General features: G+C 56.1%; 17 protein-coding genes. 7 read left to right on the top strand and 10 right to left on the bottom strand.

All coding sequences use genetic code 11. From position 1 onward, the window contains the following. Positions 1-63: 63 nt before the first annotated feature. From AC2FGB_RS04045 to AC2FGB_RS04035, 3 genes are read right to left on the bottom strand one after another with little or no spacing between them, the layout of a single operon-like run. Positions 64-1,017, bottom strand: a complete 954-nt coding sequence (locus AC2FGB_RS04045) for a site-specific tyrosine recombinase XerD (RefSeq protein ID WP_496693260.1) — start codon at positions 1,015-1,017, stop codon at positions 64-66. Positions 1,018-1,019: 2 nt separating this feature from the next. After that, positions 1,020-2,543, bottom strand: coding sequence for a hypothetical protein (locus AC2FGB_RS04040; protein WP_496693259.1), 1,524 nt, complete (start codon positions 2,541-2,543; stop codon positions 1,020-1,022). Beyond that, positions 2,533-2,682 (bottom strand): hypothetical protein, encoded by a 150-nt coding sequence (locus tag AC2FGB_RS04035; protein ID WP_185956616.1) that lies wholly within the window; start codon positions 2,680-2,682, stop codon positions 2,533-2,535. Before AC2FGB_RS04035 ends, AC2FGB_RS04040 begins: the two co-directional genes overlap by 11 nt. A gap of 79 nt (positions 2,683-2,761) precedes the next feature. On the opposite strand from AC2FGB_RS04035, the gene AC2FGB_RS04030 reads away from it, so the two are divergent. Both AC2FGB_RS04030 and aroB read left to right on the top strand, forming a co-directional pair. Continuing rightward, positions 2,762-3,349: a shikimate kinase gene (locus tag AC2FGB_RS04030; RefSeq protein WP_496693258.1), complete on the top strand. Its 588-nt coding sequence runs from the start codon at positions 2,762-2,764 to the stop codon at positions 3,347-3,349. After that, positions 3,350-4,456 (top strand): 3-dehydroquinate synthase, encoded by a 1,107-nt coding sequence (gene aroB / locus AC2FGB_RS04025; protein ID WP_496693257.1) that lies wholly within the window; start codon positions 3,350-3,352, stop codon positions 4,454-4,456. It abuts the gene before it with no gap. On the opposite strand, the gene AC2FGB_RS04020 is transcribed toward aroB, so the two are convergent. Both AC2FGB_RS04020 and ssb read right to left on the bottom strand, forming a co-directional pair. After that, positions 4,457-5,527 (bottom strand): site-2 protease family protein, encoded by a 1,071-nt coding sequence (locus AC2FGB_RS04020; protein WP_496693256.1) that lies wholly within the window; start codon positions 5,525-5,527, stop codon positions 4,457-4,459. 18 nt (positions 5,528-5,545) lie between these two features. Continuing rightward, positions 5,546-6,043 (bottom strand): single-stranded DNA-binding protein, encoded by a 498-nt coding sequence (ssb, locus tag AC2FGB_RS04015; protein ID WP_142634245.1) that lies wholly within the window; start codon positions 6,041-6,043, stop codon positions 5,546-5,548. A gap of 207 nt (positions 6,044-6,250) precedes the next feature. Between ssb and AC2FGB_RS04010 the strand changes: the two genes are divergently transcribed. Beyond that, positions 6,251-6,829, top strand: coding sequence for a lytic transglycosylase domain-containing protein (locus tag AC2FGB_RS04010; protein WP_496687729.1), 579 nt, complete (start codon positions 6,251-6,253; stop codon positions 6,827-6,829). Between the two features lie 141 nt (positions 6,830-6,970). Here AC2FGB_RS04010 and AC2FGB_RS04005 read toward each other — a convergent pair whose 3' ends face one another. From AC2FGB_RS04005 to miaA, 5 genes are all read right to left on the bottom strand, one after another. Beyond that, positions 6,971-9,058: a dipeptide ABC transporter ATP-binding protein gene (locus AC2FGB_RS04005; protein WP_496687732.1), complete on the bottom strand. Its 2,088-nt coding sequence runs from the start codon at positions 9,056-9,058 to the stop codon at positions 6,971-6,973. Positions 9,059-9,149: 91 nt separating this feature from the next. After that, positions 9,150-10,613 (bottom strand): ABC transporter permease, encoded by a 1,464-nt coding sequence (locus AC2FGB_RS04000; RefSeq protein ID WP_142634239.1) that lies wholly within the window; start codon positions 10,611-10,613, stop codon positions 9,150-9,152. A 13-nt stretch (positions 10,614-10,626) separates the two neighbouring features. Then, a complete protein-coding gene (locus AC2FGB_RS03995; protein WP_142634237.1) occupies positions 10,627-11,673 on the bottom strand; it encodes an ABC transporter permease in 1,047 nt (348 codons plus the stop codon). 117 nt (positions 11,674-11,790) lie between these two features. Then, a complete protein-coding gene (locus tag AC2FGB_RS03990) occupies positions 11,791-13,461 on the bottom strand; it encodes an ABC transporter substrate-binding protein (protein ID WP_496693255.1) in 1,671 nt (556 codons plus the stop codon). A gap of 319 nt (positions 13,462-13,780) precedes the next feature. After that, the gene (gene miaA / locus AC2FGB_RS03985) at positions 13,781-14,674 is read right to left on the bottom strand and encodes a tRNA (adenosine(37)-N6)-dimethylallyltransferase MiaA (RefSeq protein ID WP_496693254.1); all 894 of its coding nucleotides are present in this window, start codon (positions 14,672-14,674) and stop codon (positions 13,781-13,783) included. 95 nt (positions 14,675-14,769) lie between these two features. Between miaA and pyrH the strand changes: the two genes are divergently transcribed. The 4 genes from pyrH to AC2FGB_RS03965 all read left to right on the top strand — a co-directional run bounded on the left by pyrH (position 14,770) and on the right by AC2FGB_RS03965 (position 19,750). Further along, positions 14,770-15,522, top strand: coding sequence for a UMP kinase (gene pyrH / locus AC2FGB_RS03980; RefSeq protein WP_142634233.1), 753 nt, complete (start codon positions 14,770-14,772; stop codon positions 15,520-15,522). A 250-nt stretch (positions 15,523-15,772) separates the two neighbouring features. Next, a complete protein-coding gene (locus AC2FGB_RS03975; protein WP_496687742.1) occupies positions 15,773-16,999 on the top strand; it encodes an aminotransferase class V-fold PLP-dependent enzyme in 1,227 nt (408 codons plus the stop codon). A gap of 48 nt (positions 17,000-17,047) precedes the next feature. Beyond that, entirely contained in the window at positions 17,048-18,472 is a 1,425-nt protein-coding gene (locus tag AC2FGB_RS03970; RefSeq protein WP_496693253.1) for a cryptochrome/photolyase family protein, read from the top strand. A 69-nt stretch (positions 18,473-18,541) separates the two neighbouring features. After that, the gene (locus AC2FGB_RS03965; protein WP_142634227.1) at positions 18,542-19,750 is read left to right on the top strand and encodes an SAM-dependent methyltransferase; all 1,209 of its coding nucleotides are present in this window, start codon (positions 18,542-18,544) and stop codon (positions 19,748-19,750) included. The last annotated feature ends 10 nt before the right edge of the window (positions 19,751-19,760 follow it).

Below are 19,760 nucleotides of genomic sequence, written 5' to 3'. Positions count from 1 at the left end.
CGGTCCTTAGCTGCTTGTGTTTCTGCGTCTGTTATGGGGGCGCGGCTTGACTGGATCAAGGAGTTAGCCCTTTTCAACTGGATCTTTAGCTAATGGGTGATGCTGCAACACCAGTTCAGCCAGCCGTTCTTCCAGGACATGAGTATAGATTTCTGTGGTCGCCACATCCGCGTGACCAAGCAATGTTTGGATCGATCGCAAATCGGCACCGTTGGCAAGAAGATGTGTCGCAAAAGCGTGACGCAAGGTGTGCGGTGTAACCTTTTCGGGCGAGACCCCACCGTGAACCGCCAGTTCCTTGATCAGATGATAGAACATATGCCGAGTCAGATGCCCGGCCTTGCCACGTGAGGGAAAAAGAAATCGGGAACTCTGCCCACCCTTTGTAACACGCTTTTCCTCAGTCTCATCCCGAGCCGCCAACCATGCCGAAAGCGCCTGTCGAGCCGGTGGGGACAGTGGAACCATCCGCTCTTTGCCGCCTTTTCCCAATACCAAGAGCATCCTTGGATCGCCGCGCGCCGATGACACCGGCAACGATACCAGTTCAGTGACACGCATCCCGGTGGCATACAGGATTTCCATCAGGCAGGTATTGCGCAGCTTTTCGGTGTCGTTTCGCCCGCTTTCGCGCGCAGCAATCAATAACCGGTCCACCTCGGATACATCCAGAGTTTTCGGCAGCCGCTTTGGCCGTCCTGGACCTTTGATCTTGATCGCGGGGTTTGTCGAACGCCAGCCTTCTTCGAATGCGAACCGATAAATCTGTTTTATGGCAGATAAACGGCGGGCGCGGGTGGATTGAGCCAATCCCTGTGCGTCGCAACTGATCAGGTAATCCTCAACCTGCTTGGCGTCGGCCTTGGCAAACCCAATTTTCCGGCGCCGCAGCCAGGCCGCAAAATCCTTGAGATCGCGGCCATAGGCAACAAGCGTATTTTGGGCAGCGCCTAACTCGGCGGCCTGTGCTTCCAGAAAGGTCGAAATCCAGATTTCGTCAGAGCCCGGAGACGTCATGATCACTTGCCCTGCAGGATCAGCAGGTTCAGCGCGGCGCGGCGCGCGGTATCTTCTAGACCGACCCGGCGCAGGGTTGCCATGGCTGCTGTCAGGTCGACCAGATTTCCCCGCGATCCATGGGCAAACAGGACCATCGTCTCCAGAAGCGCCTCACCGAGGCGGCCTTCGTCCAGCATGTTGCCAATATCGGTTGGCACCGGCGCCGCCCATGCAAACCCCTCTGCGATGGCATCCGCCAGCGGCGAAGGGGAGGGCGCGCGCCCCGGATCACCCTGAGCCAGCGCAGCCAGAAACTGACTTTCTTCAGAATTGTCCGGAGCCGACAACGCCGCTGTTTCATATAGATCTGACAGCAACAGAATGCGCCACCGCAGATCCTCGGCCGCGGGTTTCTGTAGTTTGACCTGAGAGAGGCGCCCGGCGAAAAGTTCAGCGAATGGCACTTCCAGGCCGATATTGCGCATCTGGTTCCAAACCACCGGCAGAGCTTTGGCGATCTTTGCCGAATTGCCAGAATCAAGTGCATTTTCGAACCGCTGTATCGACGATACCCGGTCCCATACGGCTCCAGACGCAGCCGGAGACCGTTCTGTATAGAGCCCCAGCAGTTGATTTGGCGTTAGCGCCCCAACGCGTGTCAACCGTTCCGCGGCTTCGACCTGAGCCTTCCAGCCCGCAACATCCCGCAGATCCGCATTTGCGAAGACGCGGGGCAAAGCAGCCGAGGGCAAACGTTCGCCAATAGCTTCGAACAAGCGGAACATCAGGGGCGAGGGGTCGTCCGGTTGCGGCAGATACTCGGCGTCTTCGTACAGTTCAGGGCTTAGAAACCTGTCCAGAACCTCCAGCTCTTGTGGTGCCAGAACCTGTAGGGCATGGGCTGCCTCAAGCGTGAGAGCGGCCGAGTCCCAATCCCCACGCCGGGCCTTGCAGAAAATCTGAGCGGCATAGTCCCGTGACAAATGCGGCTGAGCAATCAGCGCCGTGCAACTGCGATCTTCATCCCCGGTCAGAAGGGTGGCGTCGAACCAGCGTTGAAATCGGTCAAGACTGTTCGTCGGGCCTGCCAGTTGTACCAATGATTGCGTGGGGTCCGCAGCGCCAAGATGCATGAGGCGGTCGAGCCGCGCCAAAAGCAAAATCTCTTCCCCTTTACTGGACGTCGGTGCCCGAGCTTCGGTTAAAAGCAACGTGAACAGCAAACGCTGCATTGCAGGGTTGTACTTGACCGGGACGCTTTCGATCAGTTCGGACAGGCGTTGGGGATCGCTGTTCTGCCACATGTCGACAGGCAATCCTGTGACAGTCGAAGCAACCAGGCCCAGGGGTTGTGACAATGCCTGAAGCGGGGTCACAAGAACATCGGGCTGACCGCCGGGCTGCGCCACGGGTGGCTCAAGCAAAACCGTCCCCGGAAGGTTTTCCGGAGGATTGGCCAGCCATTCAATAACAGAAAGGGGTTCCTGCTGCGCCTGCGCTGTTCCTGCAAGAAACAGCGCAACCACCGCCACTTTATTCGACATTCAGTATTACCGGCTCCCTGACCTCGCTTTGCGGCGCAGAGAAATCTGCACCAAAAAACTCACCCAGGTAGACATATCCCACCAGCCCGATGAAACACAGGCAAATCAGATATATCAGGAACTTGATCAGACGGCCCATGGTCAAACGCTGCCTCAATTTTCTCTTTTGACCAAGTTATAACTGGCATTTTTCCTAAGATCACGTCATTCACGATGAAATGAGCGAAATTAAGCATAACACCCATGCGGCATCTGCCGTTTCGGACTATACACTGCACAAAACAGTGGTGCTTGTAGGTATGATGGGGGCCGGAAAGACCGCCGTAGGCCGCGCTTTGTCCGCTCGGTTGGGGGTTCCTTTCCTCGATAGCGATGCCGAAATCGAATCAGCGGCCAACATGACCATCCCCGAGATATTCGAGCGTGATGGCGAAGCCTTTTTTCGCAGCAAGGAAAGCCAGGTCATCGGGCGGCTTTTGGTCGAGGAAAAAGGTATCCTTTCTACCGGCGGCGGTGCCTTTATGACCGAACAAAACCGCGACATGATCACTCAACGCGGGGTGTCCGTTTGGTTGCGCGCCGATTTGGGTGTGTTGTGGAACCGCGTTCGCCACAAGGATACGCGCCCGCTTTTGCGCACCGAAAACCCGTTCGCGACCCTTCGTGCATTGTACGATCAGCGTGTTCCGATCTATGAACGCGCCGATCTGGCGGTTTCGTCCGACGGGGATGTCTCGATTGAAGATATGGTAGAGCGTGTCGTCAAAGCTCTGATGACGCGACCTGATGTTTTGGAACGGAAATAGATGCACCAAACCGTACATGTTGAGCTTGGGGATCGGTCCTATGATGTTGAGATCGGCCCCGATCTGCTGATGCAGGCCGGTCAGCGCATAGCGCCTTTGCTGCCGCGACCCAAAGTAGCGGTTCTGACCGATGAAAACGTGGCGAGCCTGCATCTTGACGCGTTGCGGGATGGGTTGGCCAGCGCAGGGATCGAAATGTCCGCATTGGCGCTGCCCGCGGGCGAAGCCACCAAAAGCTGGCCGCATTTTGAGCGTGCAGTCGAATGGCTGTTGGCCGAGAAAATCGAGCGGCGTGACGTGGTGGTTGCGTTCGGAGGTGGGGTTATAGGTGATCTCGCCGGATTTGCCGCGGCCGTTTTGCGCCGGGGCGTACGGTTTGTTCAGATACCAACTTCGCTGCTAGCGCAGGTCGACAGTTCGGTCGGCGGCAAAACCGGGATCAACGCACCGCAGGGCAAGAACCTGATTGGCGCATTTCATCAACCCTCACTGGTGCTGGCGGATACTTCGGTTCTGGGCACAATGACCGACAGGGATTTCCTGTCCGGTTATGGTGAGGTCGTAAAATACGGGCTGTTGGGGGATGCAGCATTCTTTGAATGGCTCGAGGGCAATGGCCCCGATGTCTCGGGCGGGGATATGGCCGCGCGGGTTCGGGCCGTCACCCGATCCGTTCAGATGAAAGCCGACATCGTCGCTCGTGATGAGACCGAGCAGGGGGATCGCGCCCTGCTGAATCTCGGGCATACGTTCTGTCATGCGCTTGAGGCTGCGACCGGGTATTCTGATCGTTTGCTGCATGGTGAAGGCGTTGCGATTGGATGCGCACTGGCATTCGAACTGTCGGCGCGACTTGGTTTATGTTCGCAAGAGGACCCAAGCCGGGTTCGGGCACATCTGCATGCGATGGGCATGAAAACCGACATTTCCGATATCCACGGGGATTTGCCCGACGCCGAAGCGCTGGTCGAGCTGATGGCGCAGGACAAGAAGGTTATCGATGGCCAACTGCGTTTCATTCTAGCCCGAGGCATCGGGCAGGCATTTGTCACGTCGGATGTTCCGCGGGATGCGGTTTTGAGTGTCCTCAAGGACGCGCTGGGTTGATCAACGTCCGCGAATGATCATTAACTCGCCAATATTTTCACGGGTAATATAGCCGACCATTTGATCTGACCGCGTGCAGACGGCAACTGCGGGGGCACCCCCGTGGAACTGTTTCAGAACCGCTTCCAATCCGCTGCTCAGGGTCACTGTCGGGATATCCTCAACCATGATTGAACTGGCCAATTCTGACCGGGGAATATCTTTGGCGAGAGCAGCAAACAGCCGGTCGCGCGTGACAAAGCCCTGCAGTTTCCCTGTTGCATCCAACAATGGAAATTCATGCTGAGTGGTGTGAATGACCGCTTGAGCGGCGGTCGCAAGCGTGTCGCTTGGCGATAGGGCGTGAAACTCGGTGATCATGGCGTCGCGGGCCAGAACCTGACGCGCCACTGATCGCATTGCGACGTCCTGGCTTTCTGCATTGGCGGCAACGAATACAAAAACCGCGATCAGAACCAACAACGGATTGCCTGTGCTTAGCCCCAGAAACCCCAATCCTACCGCCACTATCTGACCGGCAAATGCGGCAATGCGCGTGGCCTTGACCCGATCCATCCTCAGGCAGAGCAGTGCGCGAAAAACGCGTCCACCATCCATCGGGAATGCGGGGATAAGATTAAAGGCAGCCAGAAGAAGGTTCACATAGGCGAGGCGGTTCAAAAGCCCGGTCTCGGGTGAATCAATATTGGCGAGTGTTTCAAATGGCATTCCTGCGCCCAAAAAAACGAGGATGATCCAGATGACGACGTTTACCGCAGGACCGGCCAAAGCCACCGATACCTCTTGCATGGGGTTCTCTGGCATCCGTTCCAATCGGGCAAGACCGCCGATCGGCAATAAAGTAATGTCCGGAGTTTTTATGCCATAGCGCCGCGCCATCAGCGCATGACCAAACTCATGCGCGACCACACATGCAAAAAGGGCAAGCACGAAAATCAGATTCCCGATCGTGGCCTGCATCCCTCCGGTAGAATAAGCAGCGAATCCAACCCATGCCAACAAGAGGAAAAAGGTGACATGGACCTTCAGTTCCGACCCCAAAAGTCGGCCGAGCGAGAAGGACCATGTCATGATGTGTCTCCGGTGTGCTTAGAACGGAATCTCGTCGTCGTCTATTCCACCAGATGCGGGTGCCGGGGCGCTGGATTGTCCGCCATAGGGGTCACCATAGCCACCACCTGCCTGGCCGCCACCGTAACCGCCGGATTGACCACCGCCACCGCCGCCGCCTTCTCCACGCGCATCCAGCAAAGTCAGCTCGCCGCGATAGGGGCGCAAAACCACCTCAGTGCTATAGCGGTCCTGACCGGACTGATCCTGCCACTTGCGGGTTTCCAGCTGACCTTCGATATAAACTTTGCTGCCCTTGCGCAGATATTGCTCGGCAATGCGGGCCAATGGTTCTGAAAAAATCGCGACCGAGTGCCATTCTGTCCGCTCGCGGCGTTCGCCGGTGTTGCGGTCTTTCCAGGTCTCGGAAGTGGCGATGCGCAGATTGCAGACCTTGCCACCGTTCTGGAACGACCGTACCTCGGGATCACGCCCCAGATTTCCCACCAGAATGACCTTGTTGACAGAACCCGCCATGTATTTCCCCGTTCTTAACTGACTTGAGTGCGCCCGAATCTGGCGCTGTGTATTTCTGAGACCCTATACGCCCTGAACCATGGTTGGAACATGGATCATGAGAAATGAACTGGTCGGGAGTTTGCACATAGAAAATTTACCATGCTTTCATTATTGGCTGAAATACATATACTCACTCGGGTTCGTGACAGTGCGGGACAGGCATTAATGCGTTTCAGATTTGGTTTTTTATTGGTTCTATGCTTTGCGTTGACCTGTGGACTCGCTGCGGCGGATACGCTGTCTACCAAAAGCCGTAAGGACATCTTTCTGAAGCAATCCAAATATTTGGACGGCCGTGCGGCCACCCAGTACCGCGATTCAGATCGGTTGAAGCCTAAGACGCCTCAACCACAATTCAGTAAGCGATATTCCGGCAACTATCGGGGTGAGTACCTGGCGATGGCGCGGCAAGCGGCTCGTAAACACGATGTTCCCGAAGAACTGTTCCTGCGCCTTGTTCAGCAGGAAAGTGGATGGAATCCCCATGCCGTGTCACATAAAGGCGCCTTGGGTCTGGCCCAGTTGATGCCCGGGACCGCACAATTATTGGGCGTGAACCCGCGCGACCCGAAACAGAATCTTGAAGGTGGAGCCCGGTATTTGTCCTGGCAATTCCGCAAGTTCAAATCCTGGCGGCTTGCGCTGGCCGCCTATAATGCCGGACCTCAGGCTGTTGAAAAACACGGTGGCGTACCACCCTACAAGGAAACCCAGAATTACGTGAAGGTGATTTGGGGCGGTTAGGCCACCCGATGAATTGCCGGATCAACAGGTGATGCGGCTTGGCCAAATTAGCGCGTTCAGTGACAGGCTGCTTGCGGTCGTGTCGCTTAATTAGGGCGCCGGAACCACCTTACCGACGCCCTTGTTGCGTACCCAATCCCATTACTCAGCGGCGATTTTTATGACGGGTTCCATACGTGCCAGGATGTCGTCTGCCAGATGGCATTTGACCTGATGACCGTCTGCCAGGGTTTTCACGGGTGGGACATCTCTTTCGCAAAGACCGTTGGGGACTTCGGACTTCCAGCGACAGCGGGTCTGAAACGGACAGCCAGGAGGCGGGTTCATCGCTGATGGGATGTCGCCTTCCAAGACGATGTGCTGCTTCTCGACCGAGGTATCGGCGATGGGGACTGCGCTCAGCAGGGCTTCTGTATAGGGGTGATAGGGCGGCGCAAACACCTGATCAGTGGTGCCCAGCTCGACCACATGGCCCAGATACATCACCATCACCCGGTCGCTGAGATAGCGCACGATCGACAGGTCGTGGCTGATGAACAGCAGTGTGGTTTTGTGCTCGCGTTGGATCTCCATCAGCAGGTCGGTTACCGCCGCCTGCACCGATACATCCAGCGCCGAGACCGGCTCATCCGCCACCACGATCCGCGCATCCCCGGCAAAGGCCCGGGCGATGCCGACACGCTGTTTCTGACCACCCGACAGCTGTCGAGGCATCCGCTCGGCAAAGGCGCGGGGCAGTTTCACCAAGTCCAACAGTTCGAGCATCCGCTTCTTGCGCTCGGCTTCGGACTTACCGACGCCAAAGATTTCCAGAGCGCGGATGATCTGACGGCCCACGGTCATCGAAGGATTCAACGTGTCGAATGGATTCTGGAACACCATCTGAACCTCGCCCACCGTCTTGGCGTCGCGCTCTTCGATGGGCACGTCCTCGATATTGCGGTTGTCCAACAGGATCTGCCCGTCCGTGGCCGTCTCCAACCCCATAAGAACTTTGGCAAAGGTGGATTTGCCGCAGCCGGATTCGCCCACAATGGCGAGTGTCTCGGATTCATGCGCCTCAAAGCTCAGCGTTTCGTTGGCTTTGACTACCTTAGCTTCGCCGCCGCCGAACAGTGCATTTGCCGCAACCTCATAGTATTTCTTGAGATTTTCCATCTTTAGAACAACGCGGCCAATCTCACCTTTTTCCTTTTGGTCGGCCAGGGTGATGGGCGCGTTCCAGTCGATCTCCTGAAATTTCAGACAGCGGGTATGATGCCGGTCATTGCCTGGCACGGCCTCCATCAGAATGTTCTGCGCGTCACAGCGACCTTCCTCGAAATAGTCGCAGCGTGGGCCAAAGTTGCAGCCCGGAGGGCGCTCATGGGGCAGGGGGAAATTGCCCGGAATGGCCACCAGCGGGCGCGCGTTCTTGTCCGCACCCGGCAGTGGAATCGACCGGAAGAGCGCCTGCGTATAGGGGTGCTGCATTTCGTCGAACACATCCTTGATTGAGCCGCGCTCGACCGCTTCGCCGGAATACATCACGCACAGCCGGTCGCAGGTTTCCAGCACCAGCCCCAGATTGTGGCTGATGAACAGCATAGAGGTGCCGTATTTCTTGCCCAGATCCTTGACCAGCTCGACCACCGCGGCCTCGACGGTCACGTCAAGCGCGGTGGTGGGCTCGTCCAGGATCAGCAACGATGGCTTGGACATCAGCGCCATCGCGATCACGATGCGCTGTTGCTGGCCACCCGACAGCTGGTGGGGGAAAGAATTCAGCATCCGTTCAGGGTCGGGCAGGCGTACGTCGGTGACCACTTCCAGCGCACGGGCATAGGCCTCGTCCTTGCTGACGCCCTCGTGGATCATCGGTACTTCCATCAGCTGCCGACCGATCTTCATCGCGGGGTTCAGGCTGGCCATAGGTTCCTGATAGATCATGGCTATTTCATTGCCGCGAATATCGCGCAGCTCCTCGGCCGTCATCTCGGATAGGTCACGACCCTTGAACTTGATGGATCCGCCAACAACACGCCCGTTCTTGCCCAGATCCTGCATGACGCCCAACGCAACGGTGGATTTCCCGCACCCCGATTCCCCAACCAGCCCCACAGCTTCACCAGGCTGCACGCTGACCGAAAAATCCATCACTGCAGGGATCTCGCGCAACCGCGTGAAAAACGAAATCGACAGCTTGTCGATCTCCAATATCGGGCCCTCATAGGACGCAAGTTTGGTCATCTGTGTTGCTCCTCACCAGATCCCGGGGATCCCCTTCATCTGGCCAAAAATACCTCGGGGGTCCGGGGGCAGGCCCCCGGCCGCTCATACATCAGTCCTTCAGACTTTCTTCGCGCAGGCCATCAGCCAACAGGTTCAACCCAAGAACCAGTGTCAACAGCGCCAGCGCAGGTGGCAGGGCAGGGTGCAGATAGATCGATAAGAGCTTGCGCCCTTCATTGATCGTCGACCCCCAATCGGGACTTTCGGGTGGTAGCCCGAGGCCAAAGAATCCCAAGGTTCCCAAAAGGATGGTCGTATAGCCAATGCGCAGACAGAAGTCGACGATCAGCGGCCCGCGCGCATTGGGCAGGATTTCCCAAAGCATGATGTACCATGGACCTTCACCACGGGTTTGCGCTGCGGCAACATAATCGCGGGTTTTGATGTCCAACGCCAGGCCACGCACGATACGGAATACCGTGGGTGAGTTTACGAAAACCACCGAAACGAACACGACCAGAATGCCGCCGGGGATATTGAACAGGTCCAGATAGGTGGGCAGTCCCCAGATGTTGTAGCTGTTGGTTTCGATGATGTAGCCGTCTGTTGAAATCAGAGATAGATAGAGCCACATCGCGATGCCCAACACTCCGATCAGCAGAGGTGTGCGGAAATTGGGCCGCGTATAGAACCGCGAATTTAGCAGGACGCAAAGAAACAGGATCGGAAAGACGAACAACACGGCTGCCATATAGTTCGGCACACCGGTTGCCACGATCTCGGGCGTGACCAGCAGATAGAACAGCAGGATTACCGGGAAGGCCAGTATCAGGTTTGCCAGGAAGGACAGGAACGTGTCCAGACGTCCGCCATAAAACCCCGCAGGCAGGCCCAGAGTAATCCCGACCATGAAGGCAAATATGGTTGCCATCGGTGCGATCTGTACCACGATCCATGCCCCTTTGACCATCCGGCTGAACACATCGCGGGCCAGATTGTCTCCACCCAGCAGATACCAGGAATATGTTCCGTCCTCAGTGCTGGGCATTGGAGTTCCGGGCAACTTGTTCTTCATACCTGAAACCTGCGCCAGCGGATCATGCGTAACGATCAGGTCCAGCGCACCAAAAATTCCGGTAAAGACCCAGAACATCACAAGGCCAAAACCGATCATGCCGATGGGGCTGTCAAACAGTTTGCCGTAAAGGCCCAGCTTGCGCTTGAAGGCGATCGACATTGCAAACAGGATGATCAGCGACATCCAGACAGGTAAAAACTGCCGAGAGATCGCTCCGATAATCCCGGCGCTTGTCCCCATCAAAATGCCAAGCACCACATATGCCAGACACAGCGCGACGCAGGCGAAAAAGCTGTATCTCAGCGCGATCTGCGTCAGGCCGCGCAGGCCGGTATCTGCATTGATTGTGCCGTCGATATTCACGACGACCGGCGTTTCGGGCAACACGATGCTGCCCAAGATCCAGACGATGATTGATACCCCTAGTGCAACCAGTGCGATCATCAGCAAGGGGTTCAGAATGGCGATAGAGCCGGTCCAGGTAAGTGGTTCCATGTTCTGTCCCTCCTTACGAAATTCGGATGCGTGGGTTGAGGTAGACATAGCCGATATCCGAGATCAGCTGCGTTACCAGCACCACAAAGACCGACACGACCGAAATCGCCAGCAGCAGCTGGATGTCGTTATTGCCTGCTGCCTGAACCAGCGCCCAGCCGAACCCTTTATAGTTAAAAAGGGTCTCGACGATCACCACGCCGTTCAGCAGCCAGGGAAACTGCAGCATGATGACTGTGAACGGTGCGATCAGCGCGTTTCGCAGCGCGTGCTTCATGACGATATTCGGGAAGGAAACACCTTTGAGCCGCGCGGTACGGATATACTGCGCCGTCATCACCTCGGTCATCGAGGCGCGGGTCATACGAGCGATATAGCCCATCCCGTAGAGAGCAATAGTCAGTACCGGTAGAAAGAAGTTCTCAAAGGTCGGGTTCTCCATCGCCTGTGTCGCGGTGCCTTTGAACCATTTCAGGCCAACGGCGGACGAAGTGAAGATCGCGATAAAGATCACGCCCGAGACATATTCAGGGGTCGCTGTCGTCGTGATGGCGAATGTTGAAAGGGTCCGGTCGGTGGCCGATCCTTCTTTCATACCCGCCAGAACCCCAAGGATCAGCGCCGAGGGGACCATCAGCAACATAACCCAAAGCATCAACCGACCGGTCAGGGCCAACCGGGTGCCAACAACTTTCGAAACTTCCTCTTTGAAAACGGACGAGTATCCCCAGTATCCCTGCAGGATGCCACAGAAGCTTGGCGAGCTTTCTGCGGTTTCACCGGGCAGGATACATCTTCCTTGTACGCTGCCGTCTTCGTTGGTGTGCCGATAGGATGGCAGCACGCCCAACCATTCGCCGTATTTGATCGGCGTCGGCTGCAGATACCCGTTTTTCAGCAGATAGCTTTCAACCTGTTCGTCGGACATCCGAAAATTGCCCTGCGTTTTCGCAAGCTTTTCGAGGTTTGGATACAGGTTGGTGAGGAAGAAGACCAAGAATGTCAGGCACAAAGCTGTGATGAGCATGATGCCGACACGCTTTAGAATGAATAGTCCCATATTAGCCCCTGTTGGTGGCCAGTGCAGGTGTCAAAAGCCCCACACTTCGCTGTTTTTTGGTCGCCACGATACGGACGAAAAAGCCGCGCCCAATCGGCGCGGCTTGTATCTGTCGGCTTAGGAAAGAATGCCGAACTTATAGATTTGTGGCAGGTCGGCGATGTGCTTTTCAACCCCAACCATATTGTCCCGGTGGTGACGCATCGCCGTCCGCCAATAGGGTTGGATGGTCACGCCTTCTTCGATCATGATCGCCTGCAGCTTGGCCATGACTTCGCGACGTTTGTCGACATCCGCGATCGAGTTTGCCTCTGCCAGAAGCGCGTCGAACTCGTCATTGGCGAAACCAGCCTCGTTCCAGGCTACGCCCGATTTGTAGGCCAGCGCCAGAACCTGTGTGCCAAGCGGGCGGTGGTTCCAGTTGGTCGACGAGAAGGCGTATTTCGTCCAGTCGTTCCAGAAGGTCGAACCCGGAAGAACCGTATGACGTGCCTTGATGCCAGCATCGTTCAACTGAGCTACCACGGCCGCGGTCGTGTTGCGGCGCCAGTCGTCGTCGATGGACTGAACCTCATGCTCGAAGTCACCCATTCCGGCCTCGTCCATCAGCGCTTTGGCTGCTGCAGGATCAAAGGGCAGGCGGGTCACAGCCGAGTCATATTCCGGGTGCATCGGGCCAACATGGCAGTTGTCGGCAGGAATGCCGTATCCCGACATGCCCAGCTCCAGGCAGACGGCGTTGTCGACGGCCATGGCCAGGGCCTGCCGCACACGTTTGTCGGCGTAGATCTTGTTGCCGTCGGCATCTTCGGCCAGCTGGTTCGGGCGGATGACGATTGTAAAGCCCGATGGGATCTCGGACCGTGTCAGACCGATGCTGTCAAAGATGTCTACGAATTCGCCGACCGACTCCCAGTTCATGTCGATCTCTTCGGCCTCATAAGCAGCCAGGAAGGCCGCAGGGTCGGTGCCGTAGTCGATGAATTCGATCCGATCGATATAGCCACCCTTGCCCGCAGCATATCCCCACCAGTCGTGCTCTTCATTGCGGACCAGTACACCCTTTACGCCCACTTCGTGGCTTTCAGGGATCATGAAGCCAGTGCCAATCGGATTGGCCAGCATATTGTTGGGATCGTGGCTGCTGTGCACGATGGCTGCCGGATAGTCGGCCATACCAGGAATGATCGTGATATCGGGCGTGTTGCAGGTCAGCTTGACCGTGTGATCATCGACCACAGTGATTGCACCTTCACCTGCTTTCTGGGTTGCCTCGTCAACCAGGGATGACATGCGCGATGCCATCGAGTTCCCCTCGACTGCCGCGTCACACCACATTTCGATGTTGCGGGCGACATCCGCTGCGGTGAAGTCATCACCGTTGTTCCACTTGACGCCTTTGCGAACGTTCAGCGTGTGCTCAGTCGCGTCATCGTTGGATTCCCAGCTTTCCAGCAACATCGGCTTGAACGAACCGTCATTGTTGTATTCGACCAGATATTCCAGCCAGCCAGCCGTGAAGGTCGCAATTTGCGTCCAGTCATAAGTACGTGGATCTTTCAGGCCGCGCACTTCCATCTGATAGCGGATAGTTCCACCGCGCGGTGGCTCTTGTGCTTGTGCCGGAGACGCCAGGCCGATCATTCCATAGGCGGCGGGGACGGTAACCCCCAAGGCCGTCGCGCGCGCCAGAAACTCGCGGCGGCTTAGTTGCCCGTCGCGGTACTCTTGCGCGTGCATTTCCGCGGCACGATGGATCGGCGCTCCGGTAATGGTTTGGTGTTTCATTAATGTCTCTCCCTGTGACATCGATTTTGATGAAGTAGCTCTGAACCGCTCAGACCAGTTGGTGCCAGGCAGCAGGTTCGTGTGTTCTTTTTTGGATATGCAGCATCCCCATGGCGTCATTCGGCACCAGATTTCCCATGAGGTCAATGTCGGAAATCGTCATCAACTGCACAAAAGCGACATGTTGCGGCCGAAGTTTCCGTCATCGCGGATGCTTAATCTGTGCTCTGGGTAATTCGAATAGTGACCGCCAATCAGATTCGATCACTTGGAATCTGCGGTTGGTGTCCTGAAAATGGGTTTGTAACTACGTTAAGTATCACTTTGATAAATCAACGCGAATCCAGTTTTTCATGCGTGCGCGAAACCACGTGCGCTGACGTTTGGCAAATTGACGGGTCGAGATTGTGGCACGCTCGCGCGCGTCATCCAGTGTGATACGGCCTTCAAGATAGGCTATCAACTCGGGAACGCCGATGGCCTTGAAAGACGGCAGCGAGGCGTCATACCGGTTTCGCATCGCCTCAACTTCTTCCAAAGCACCACTTTCCAGCATCAGGTCAAACCGGCGCCTGATCCGATCCAATAGCCATTCTTTGTCGACATCAAACACAATGGGCACGGCGTCTTGCGGGTTCAGAACCGGAGGAGGGGTGTCGGCTTGCCAGTCCCGCAAGCTGCGCCCGGTGGCTTGCTGAACTTCCCACGCACGTTGAACGCGGGCGCGATTCCGGATGTCAATCCCGGCCAGGGTTTTGGCATCGACCCCATCAATCAGTGTAGCTAGGTCCAGTTGATCCGCGGCAGCCCGAACTTTGGCCGGAGTCGCCGGGATATCGGCCATACCTTCGGTCAGGGCAGAAAAATACAAACCTGTACCGCCCACAATGATGGGGCGCTTACCGCCGGACAGCAATGGCTTGACCTCACGCAACCAGTGGCCAGTCGAATAGTCCTGATCATAAGGCACATGACCATAAAGCAGATGCGGCGCGCGGGCTTCTTCCTCGGCGGAGGGACGCGCCGAGATCACGCGCCAGCAATCATAAACCTGGCTTGCGTCTGCATTGACGATCACGCCGCCGAACGTTTCGGCGATCTTCAGCGCCAGCGCGGATTTTCCCGATGCGGTGGGCCCGGCGATCAGGACGGGTTTGTCGTCAGGAATAGGGGGAAGGCGGTCCCAAATCTGCGTCATCTTGGCATTGGCCATTCAGGTTGCCTCATTCCTCATCATCCGCATTGAACCCGCGGAGCTTTTGCTTCATTTTGCGCCGGAATTAAACCCGTGCCAGCCCGGAGCGCAATATGACCCTTTCCCCCACCACCGACACTGTCGATACGACCAAGGCGAAATACAGCCGCGTTATGCTGAAGATTTCGGGCGAGGCGCTGATGGGAGATCAGGGTTTTGGCCTGCATCCCCCCACCGTTCAGCGCATCGCGCAAGAGGTAAAGTCAGTTCACGATCTAGGGGTCGAGATTTGTATGGTCATCGGTGGTGGCAACATCTTTCGCGGTCTCAGCGGTTCAGCTCAGGGGATGGAACGGACGACGGCGGATTACATGGGTATGCTGGCTACGGTCATGAATGCGCTTGGCATGCAATCGGCGCTTGAGGAGGTTGGCGTATTTACTCGTGTGATCTCGGCCATTCGTATGGATGAGGTTTGCGAGCCTTACATCCGCCGCCGCGCTGTGCGGCATCTGGAAAAGAAACGGGTCTGCATCTTTGCCGCTGGAACAGGGAATCCGTATTTCACCACAGATACTGCAGCGACACTGCGCGCCAATGAAATGGCTTGCGAGGCGATCTTTATGGGTAAGAACGGCGTGGACGGTGTCTATGACAAAGACCCCAAAGAACATTCGGATGCGGTGCGTTATGACTCGGTCAGCTACGATGACGTGTTGGCAAAGCGGCTGAAAGTCATGGATGCATCGGCCATTGCACTAGCGCGCGACAATAACCTGCCTCTGATCGTATTCGGATTGGATGAGCCGGGCGGTTTCCGCGGTATCCTAGCCGGTGAGGGAACCTACACAAAAGTTCAGGGCTGACACCCGAACGATACTCATTTTCAAGGCTGGGCATGATTGCCCGGCTTTTTCTTTGGTTCAGGGCACAGTGTTCTTGACGATGGCAAAAGCTGTGGGCAATTTGTCAGCGTACTTGCGCGGCAAAGGCGCAGGTTCTGCGGGCACCTGAACGTGTCGGCTGGGCTGGAAGACCTGCCATGATTTCTGAGGGTTCCGAAATCATGCTCGGGCACCTCTTGGATAGGCAAGCATGATCAAGGAGGCACGTGCCATGAGCACTCTGGATATCAATTTCGTTCGGTCGCAGTTCCCAGCTTTTTCCGAACCCAGCCTAAAGGGACAGGCATTTTTCGAAAATGCTGGTGGATCATATACTTGCAAGCCGGTGCTTGATCGTTTGACGCGCTATTACACCCAGCGCAAGGTTCAGCCCTATGCCCCCTATGATGCCAGCCGTCTGGCCGGAGAGGAAATGGACGAGGCCCGCGCCCGGATGGCTGCGATCATGGGTGTGGATGCAGATGAACTGAGCTTTGGCCCGTCGACCACGCAGAACACCTATGTTCTGGCGCAGGCATTCCGACAGTGGATGCAGCCGGGTGATGCGATTGTCGTGACAAATCAAGATCATGAGGCCAATTCGGGGCCTTGGCGCCGTCTTGCTGATGAGGGCATAGAGGTTCGCGAATGGCAGATAGACCCCGAATCCGGGTCTCTGAACCCGCAGGATCTTGAGGACATTCTGGACGAAAAGGTGCGTCTGGTCTGTTTTCCGCATTGTTCGAACGTGGTCGGGGAAATCAATCCGGTTACCGAGATAACTGCGATTGCACATGCGGCTGGCGCGTTTGTCTGCGTCGACGGTGTCTCTTACGCGCCGCATGGATTTCCGAATGTCGGTGATCTGGGACCGGATATCTATCTGTTTTCGGCGTATAAAACCTATGGTCCTCATCAGGGGTGCATGGTGATCCGCCGGGCATTGGGTGAGCTGTTGCCCAATCAGGGGCACTATTTCAACGGCGATGTTCTTTATCAACGCTTTACCCCTGCAGGGCCGGATCACGCACAGATCGCCGCCAGCGCGGGAATGGCGGATTACGTCGATCTATTATGCGAACATCATGACGGACCCGGAACTGGTGCTGCAGCGCGGGGGGCGTTTGTCCACGACCTGATGCGCGGGCACGAGATCGCCCTGCTACAACCGGTTCTGGATGCGGTTAAAGATCGCAATGCAGTCCGTCTGATCGGAACCTCTGATGCCTCGCGGCGTGCGCCAACGGTCGCGCTGGCGCTGAACCGAAATGCTGAATCTGTTGCTGCCAATCTTGCCTCGCATGGGGTTATGGCCGGTGGCGGCGATTTCTATGCCGTGCGTCCTTTGCAGGCCATGGGTGTGGATCTGGGTGAAGGTGTTTTGCGAGTCAGCTTTACGCATTACACATCGAAACGGGAAATTGATCAGCTTTTGAATGCGTTGGACGCAGTTTTGTGATCCAGTTCTGACACTGCTGCGTAGAAAGGTAAACAATACGGAGCAGTCATGGGACCCAAGAGCCCGCCGATAATTATGTGGTTCCGACAGGATTTGCGACTGTCGGACCATCCTGCACTCAGCGCTGCTTCGGCAACGGGGAGGCCAGTTATTCCGGTCTATATTTTCGACGATCTCGGGCAGGCCTTGGGTGCGGCTCCTAAATGGCGCCTCGGCAATGGCCTTGAGGTGTTTGACCGTGCGTTGGCGCAGTTGGGAAGCCGTCTGATCTTGCGGCGCGGGGATGCATTGGAGGTTCTGCAAAACCTGATCAAGGAAACCGGATCCACCGAGGTCTATTGGTCTCGGGCTTACGATCCGGACACGATTGCCCGAGATACAAGGATCAAGACGGCTCTGACCAAATTGGGCGTACAGCCCAAATCGTTTTCCGGGCACCTGCTTTTTGAGCCCTGGACCGTCCAGACCAAGACCGGAACGCCTTTTCGCGTGTTTACACCAATGTGGCGATCGGTACAGAAACGCGAGGTTCCATTCCCACATGCGCGACCCGCCGCGCTGACCCCGCCGAAGGAATGGCCGCATACAGATACTCTGGAGTCGTGGGGATTGGCCGCGGGAATGAACCGCGGGGCATCAGTTTGCGCCCGATATGTTCAGCCAGGGGAAGACGCAGCGTTCAAAACGCTCCATCGGTTCTTGGAACGGCTTTCGGGGTATCCCGAAGCCCGGGATCAGCTGGCCGAGGATGGAACGTCGGGCATTTCCGAATATCTATCGCTGGGTGAGATTGGACCACGTAGCGTCTGGCACGCCCTTCAGGGCGCAGAGATGTTCGGCATGTCCGGTACCGAAGCCTATTTGCGGCAGTTGGTTTGGCGTGAATTTGCCTATCATTTGATGTTCCATACGCCTCATTTGTTAAGCAACAACTGGAAACCGGAATGGGATCAGTTCCCTTGGGGCCAAAACGCCTCTAGCCCCGAGATCATTGCTTGGAAGCAGGCAAGGACAGGCATTCCCGTGGTCGATGCTGGGTTGCGACAGATGTACGTCACAGGTCGCATGCACAATCGCGCCCGGATGATTGTCGCCAGTTATTTGACCAAACATCTGATGGCGCACTGGAAAATCGGTATGGGCTGGTTTTCCGATTGCCTGACCGATTGGGATCCGGCCTCAAATGCGATGGGTTGGCAATGGGTTGCTGGGTCCGGCCCAGATGCGTCCCCGTTTTTCCGTATTTTTAACCCCGAGGCGCAGCAAAAAAAATATGATCCCTATTGCGACTATGTGCGGAAATGGGTGGCCGAAGGACAGTCAAACCCGCCCTCGAGCGCACTTGATTATTTTGAAGCCATTCCCTGCAAGTGGGGTCTTGATCCGTCTGCGCCATACCCAAACCCTGTTGTGGGTTTGGCCGGAGGGCGCGCGCGTGCCTTGTCGGCCTATGAGGGCCGAAAAAGCCGGTAAAGAACTGAAAACTTGCCAGAAACACAAACTCGTTTTAGCCTTCTACAACAACCGCACAGGGGAGAGCGGATGGTTCTAACTACAATCGAAGGGCAGACAGACCTGCCAAGATATTTTGCACATGTTCTGAATATGCTGAACCAGATGGAGCAGGGGCAGCTTGATATTGCCTTGCCAGACGGTCGTGTATTTCGCACCGAAGGCAAACGCCCTGGGCCTGTCGCACGGGTCGATATTCACAATCCGGACGTATTTGCACGACTTATCCGGGAGGGTGAGCTGGGGTTTTCAGACGGATATCTGGAAGGCGATTGGAGTACACCAGATCTGCGTGCCTTCATGGATCTAGTGCATCTGGGTACCGAGACCGTGTACGACGATTTCACCGGGAAATTTCTGGTACAGGCCTATGAACGCCTGCGCTTTTGGTTGCATCGAAACAACCGTCGACAGGCTAAAAAGAATATCTCTTATCATTACGATTTAGGTAATGAATTCTATGGGTTATGGCTGGATGATACCATGACCTATTCCAGTGCATTGTTCGAAACCGGGCAGGAAAGCTTGGAAAAGGCACAAACCGCTAAATACGCCAGTCTGGTTGATGAAATGGGTGCCAAGCCCGGTGACCATATTCTGGAAATTGGCTGCGGATGGGGTGGTTTCGCCGAATATGCAGCAAAAGAGCGTGGCCTGCGGGTCACAGGCTTGACGATCAGCAAGGAGCAGTTGAGCTTTGCCCGTCAACGCATTGAAAAAGAAGGGCTTACGGATTTAGTTGATCTGAAGCTGCAGGATTATCGTGACGAACGGGGCCAATATGACGGGATCGCCTCTATTGAGATGTTCGAGGCGGTTGGTCAGAAATATTGGCCGGTTTATTTCGACACCATCCGTGATCGCTTAAAACCTGGCGCACAGGCAACGTTGCAAATCATTACCGTTGGCGATCATCGCTGGGATGTGTATAAGAATGGTGTTGATTTCATTCAGAAATATATCTTTCCGGGTGGGATGCTTCCGGCTCCGACAATTCTGCAGGAGCAGGTGGCGAATGCGGGTCTGACCGTGGTGAAGTCAAAAGAATTCGGCAAAAGCTATGATCTGACACTGCGCCGCTGGTACGAGACGTTCAATGACAAATGGGACGAGATTTCGGGAATGGGGTTTGATGAGCGTTTTCGCCGCATGTGGAATTATTATTTGACCGCTTGCGGCGCGGCCTTTGACACCGGCAACTGTGATGTGACACAGATCACCATAGCGAAACCTACTTAGTAAACGGACC

It is taken from the genome of Ruegeria sp. CDSC021, from assembly GCF_059610845.1.
Note: the sequence above shows the minus strand (reverse complement) of the source record. Positions and strands in the feature narration are given on the sequence as shown.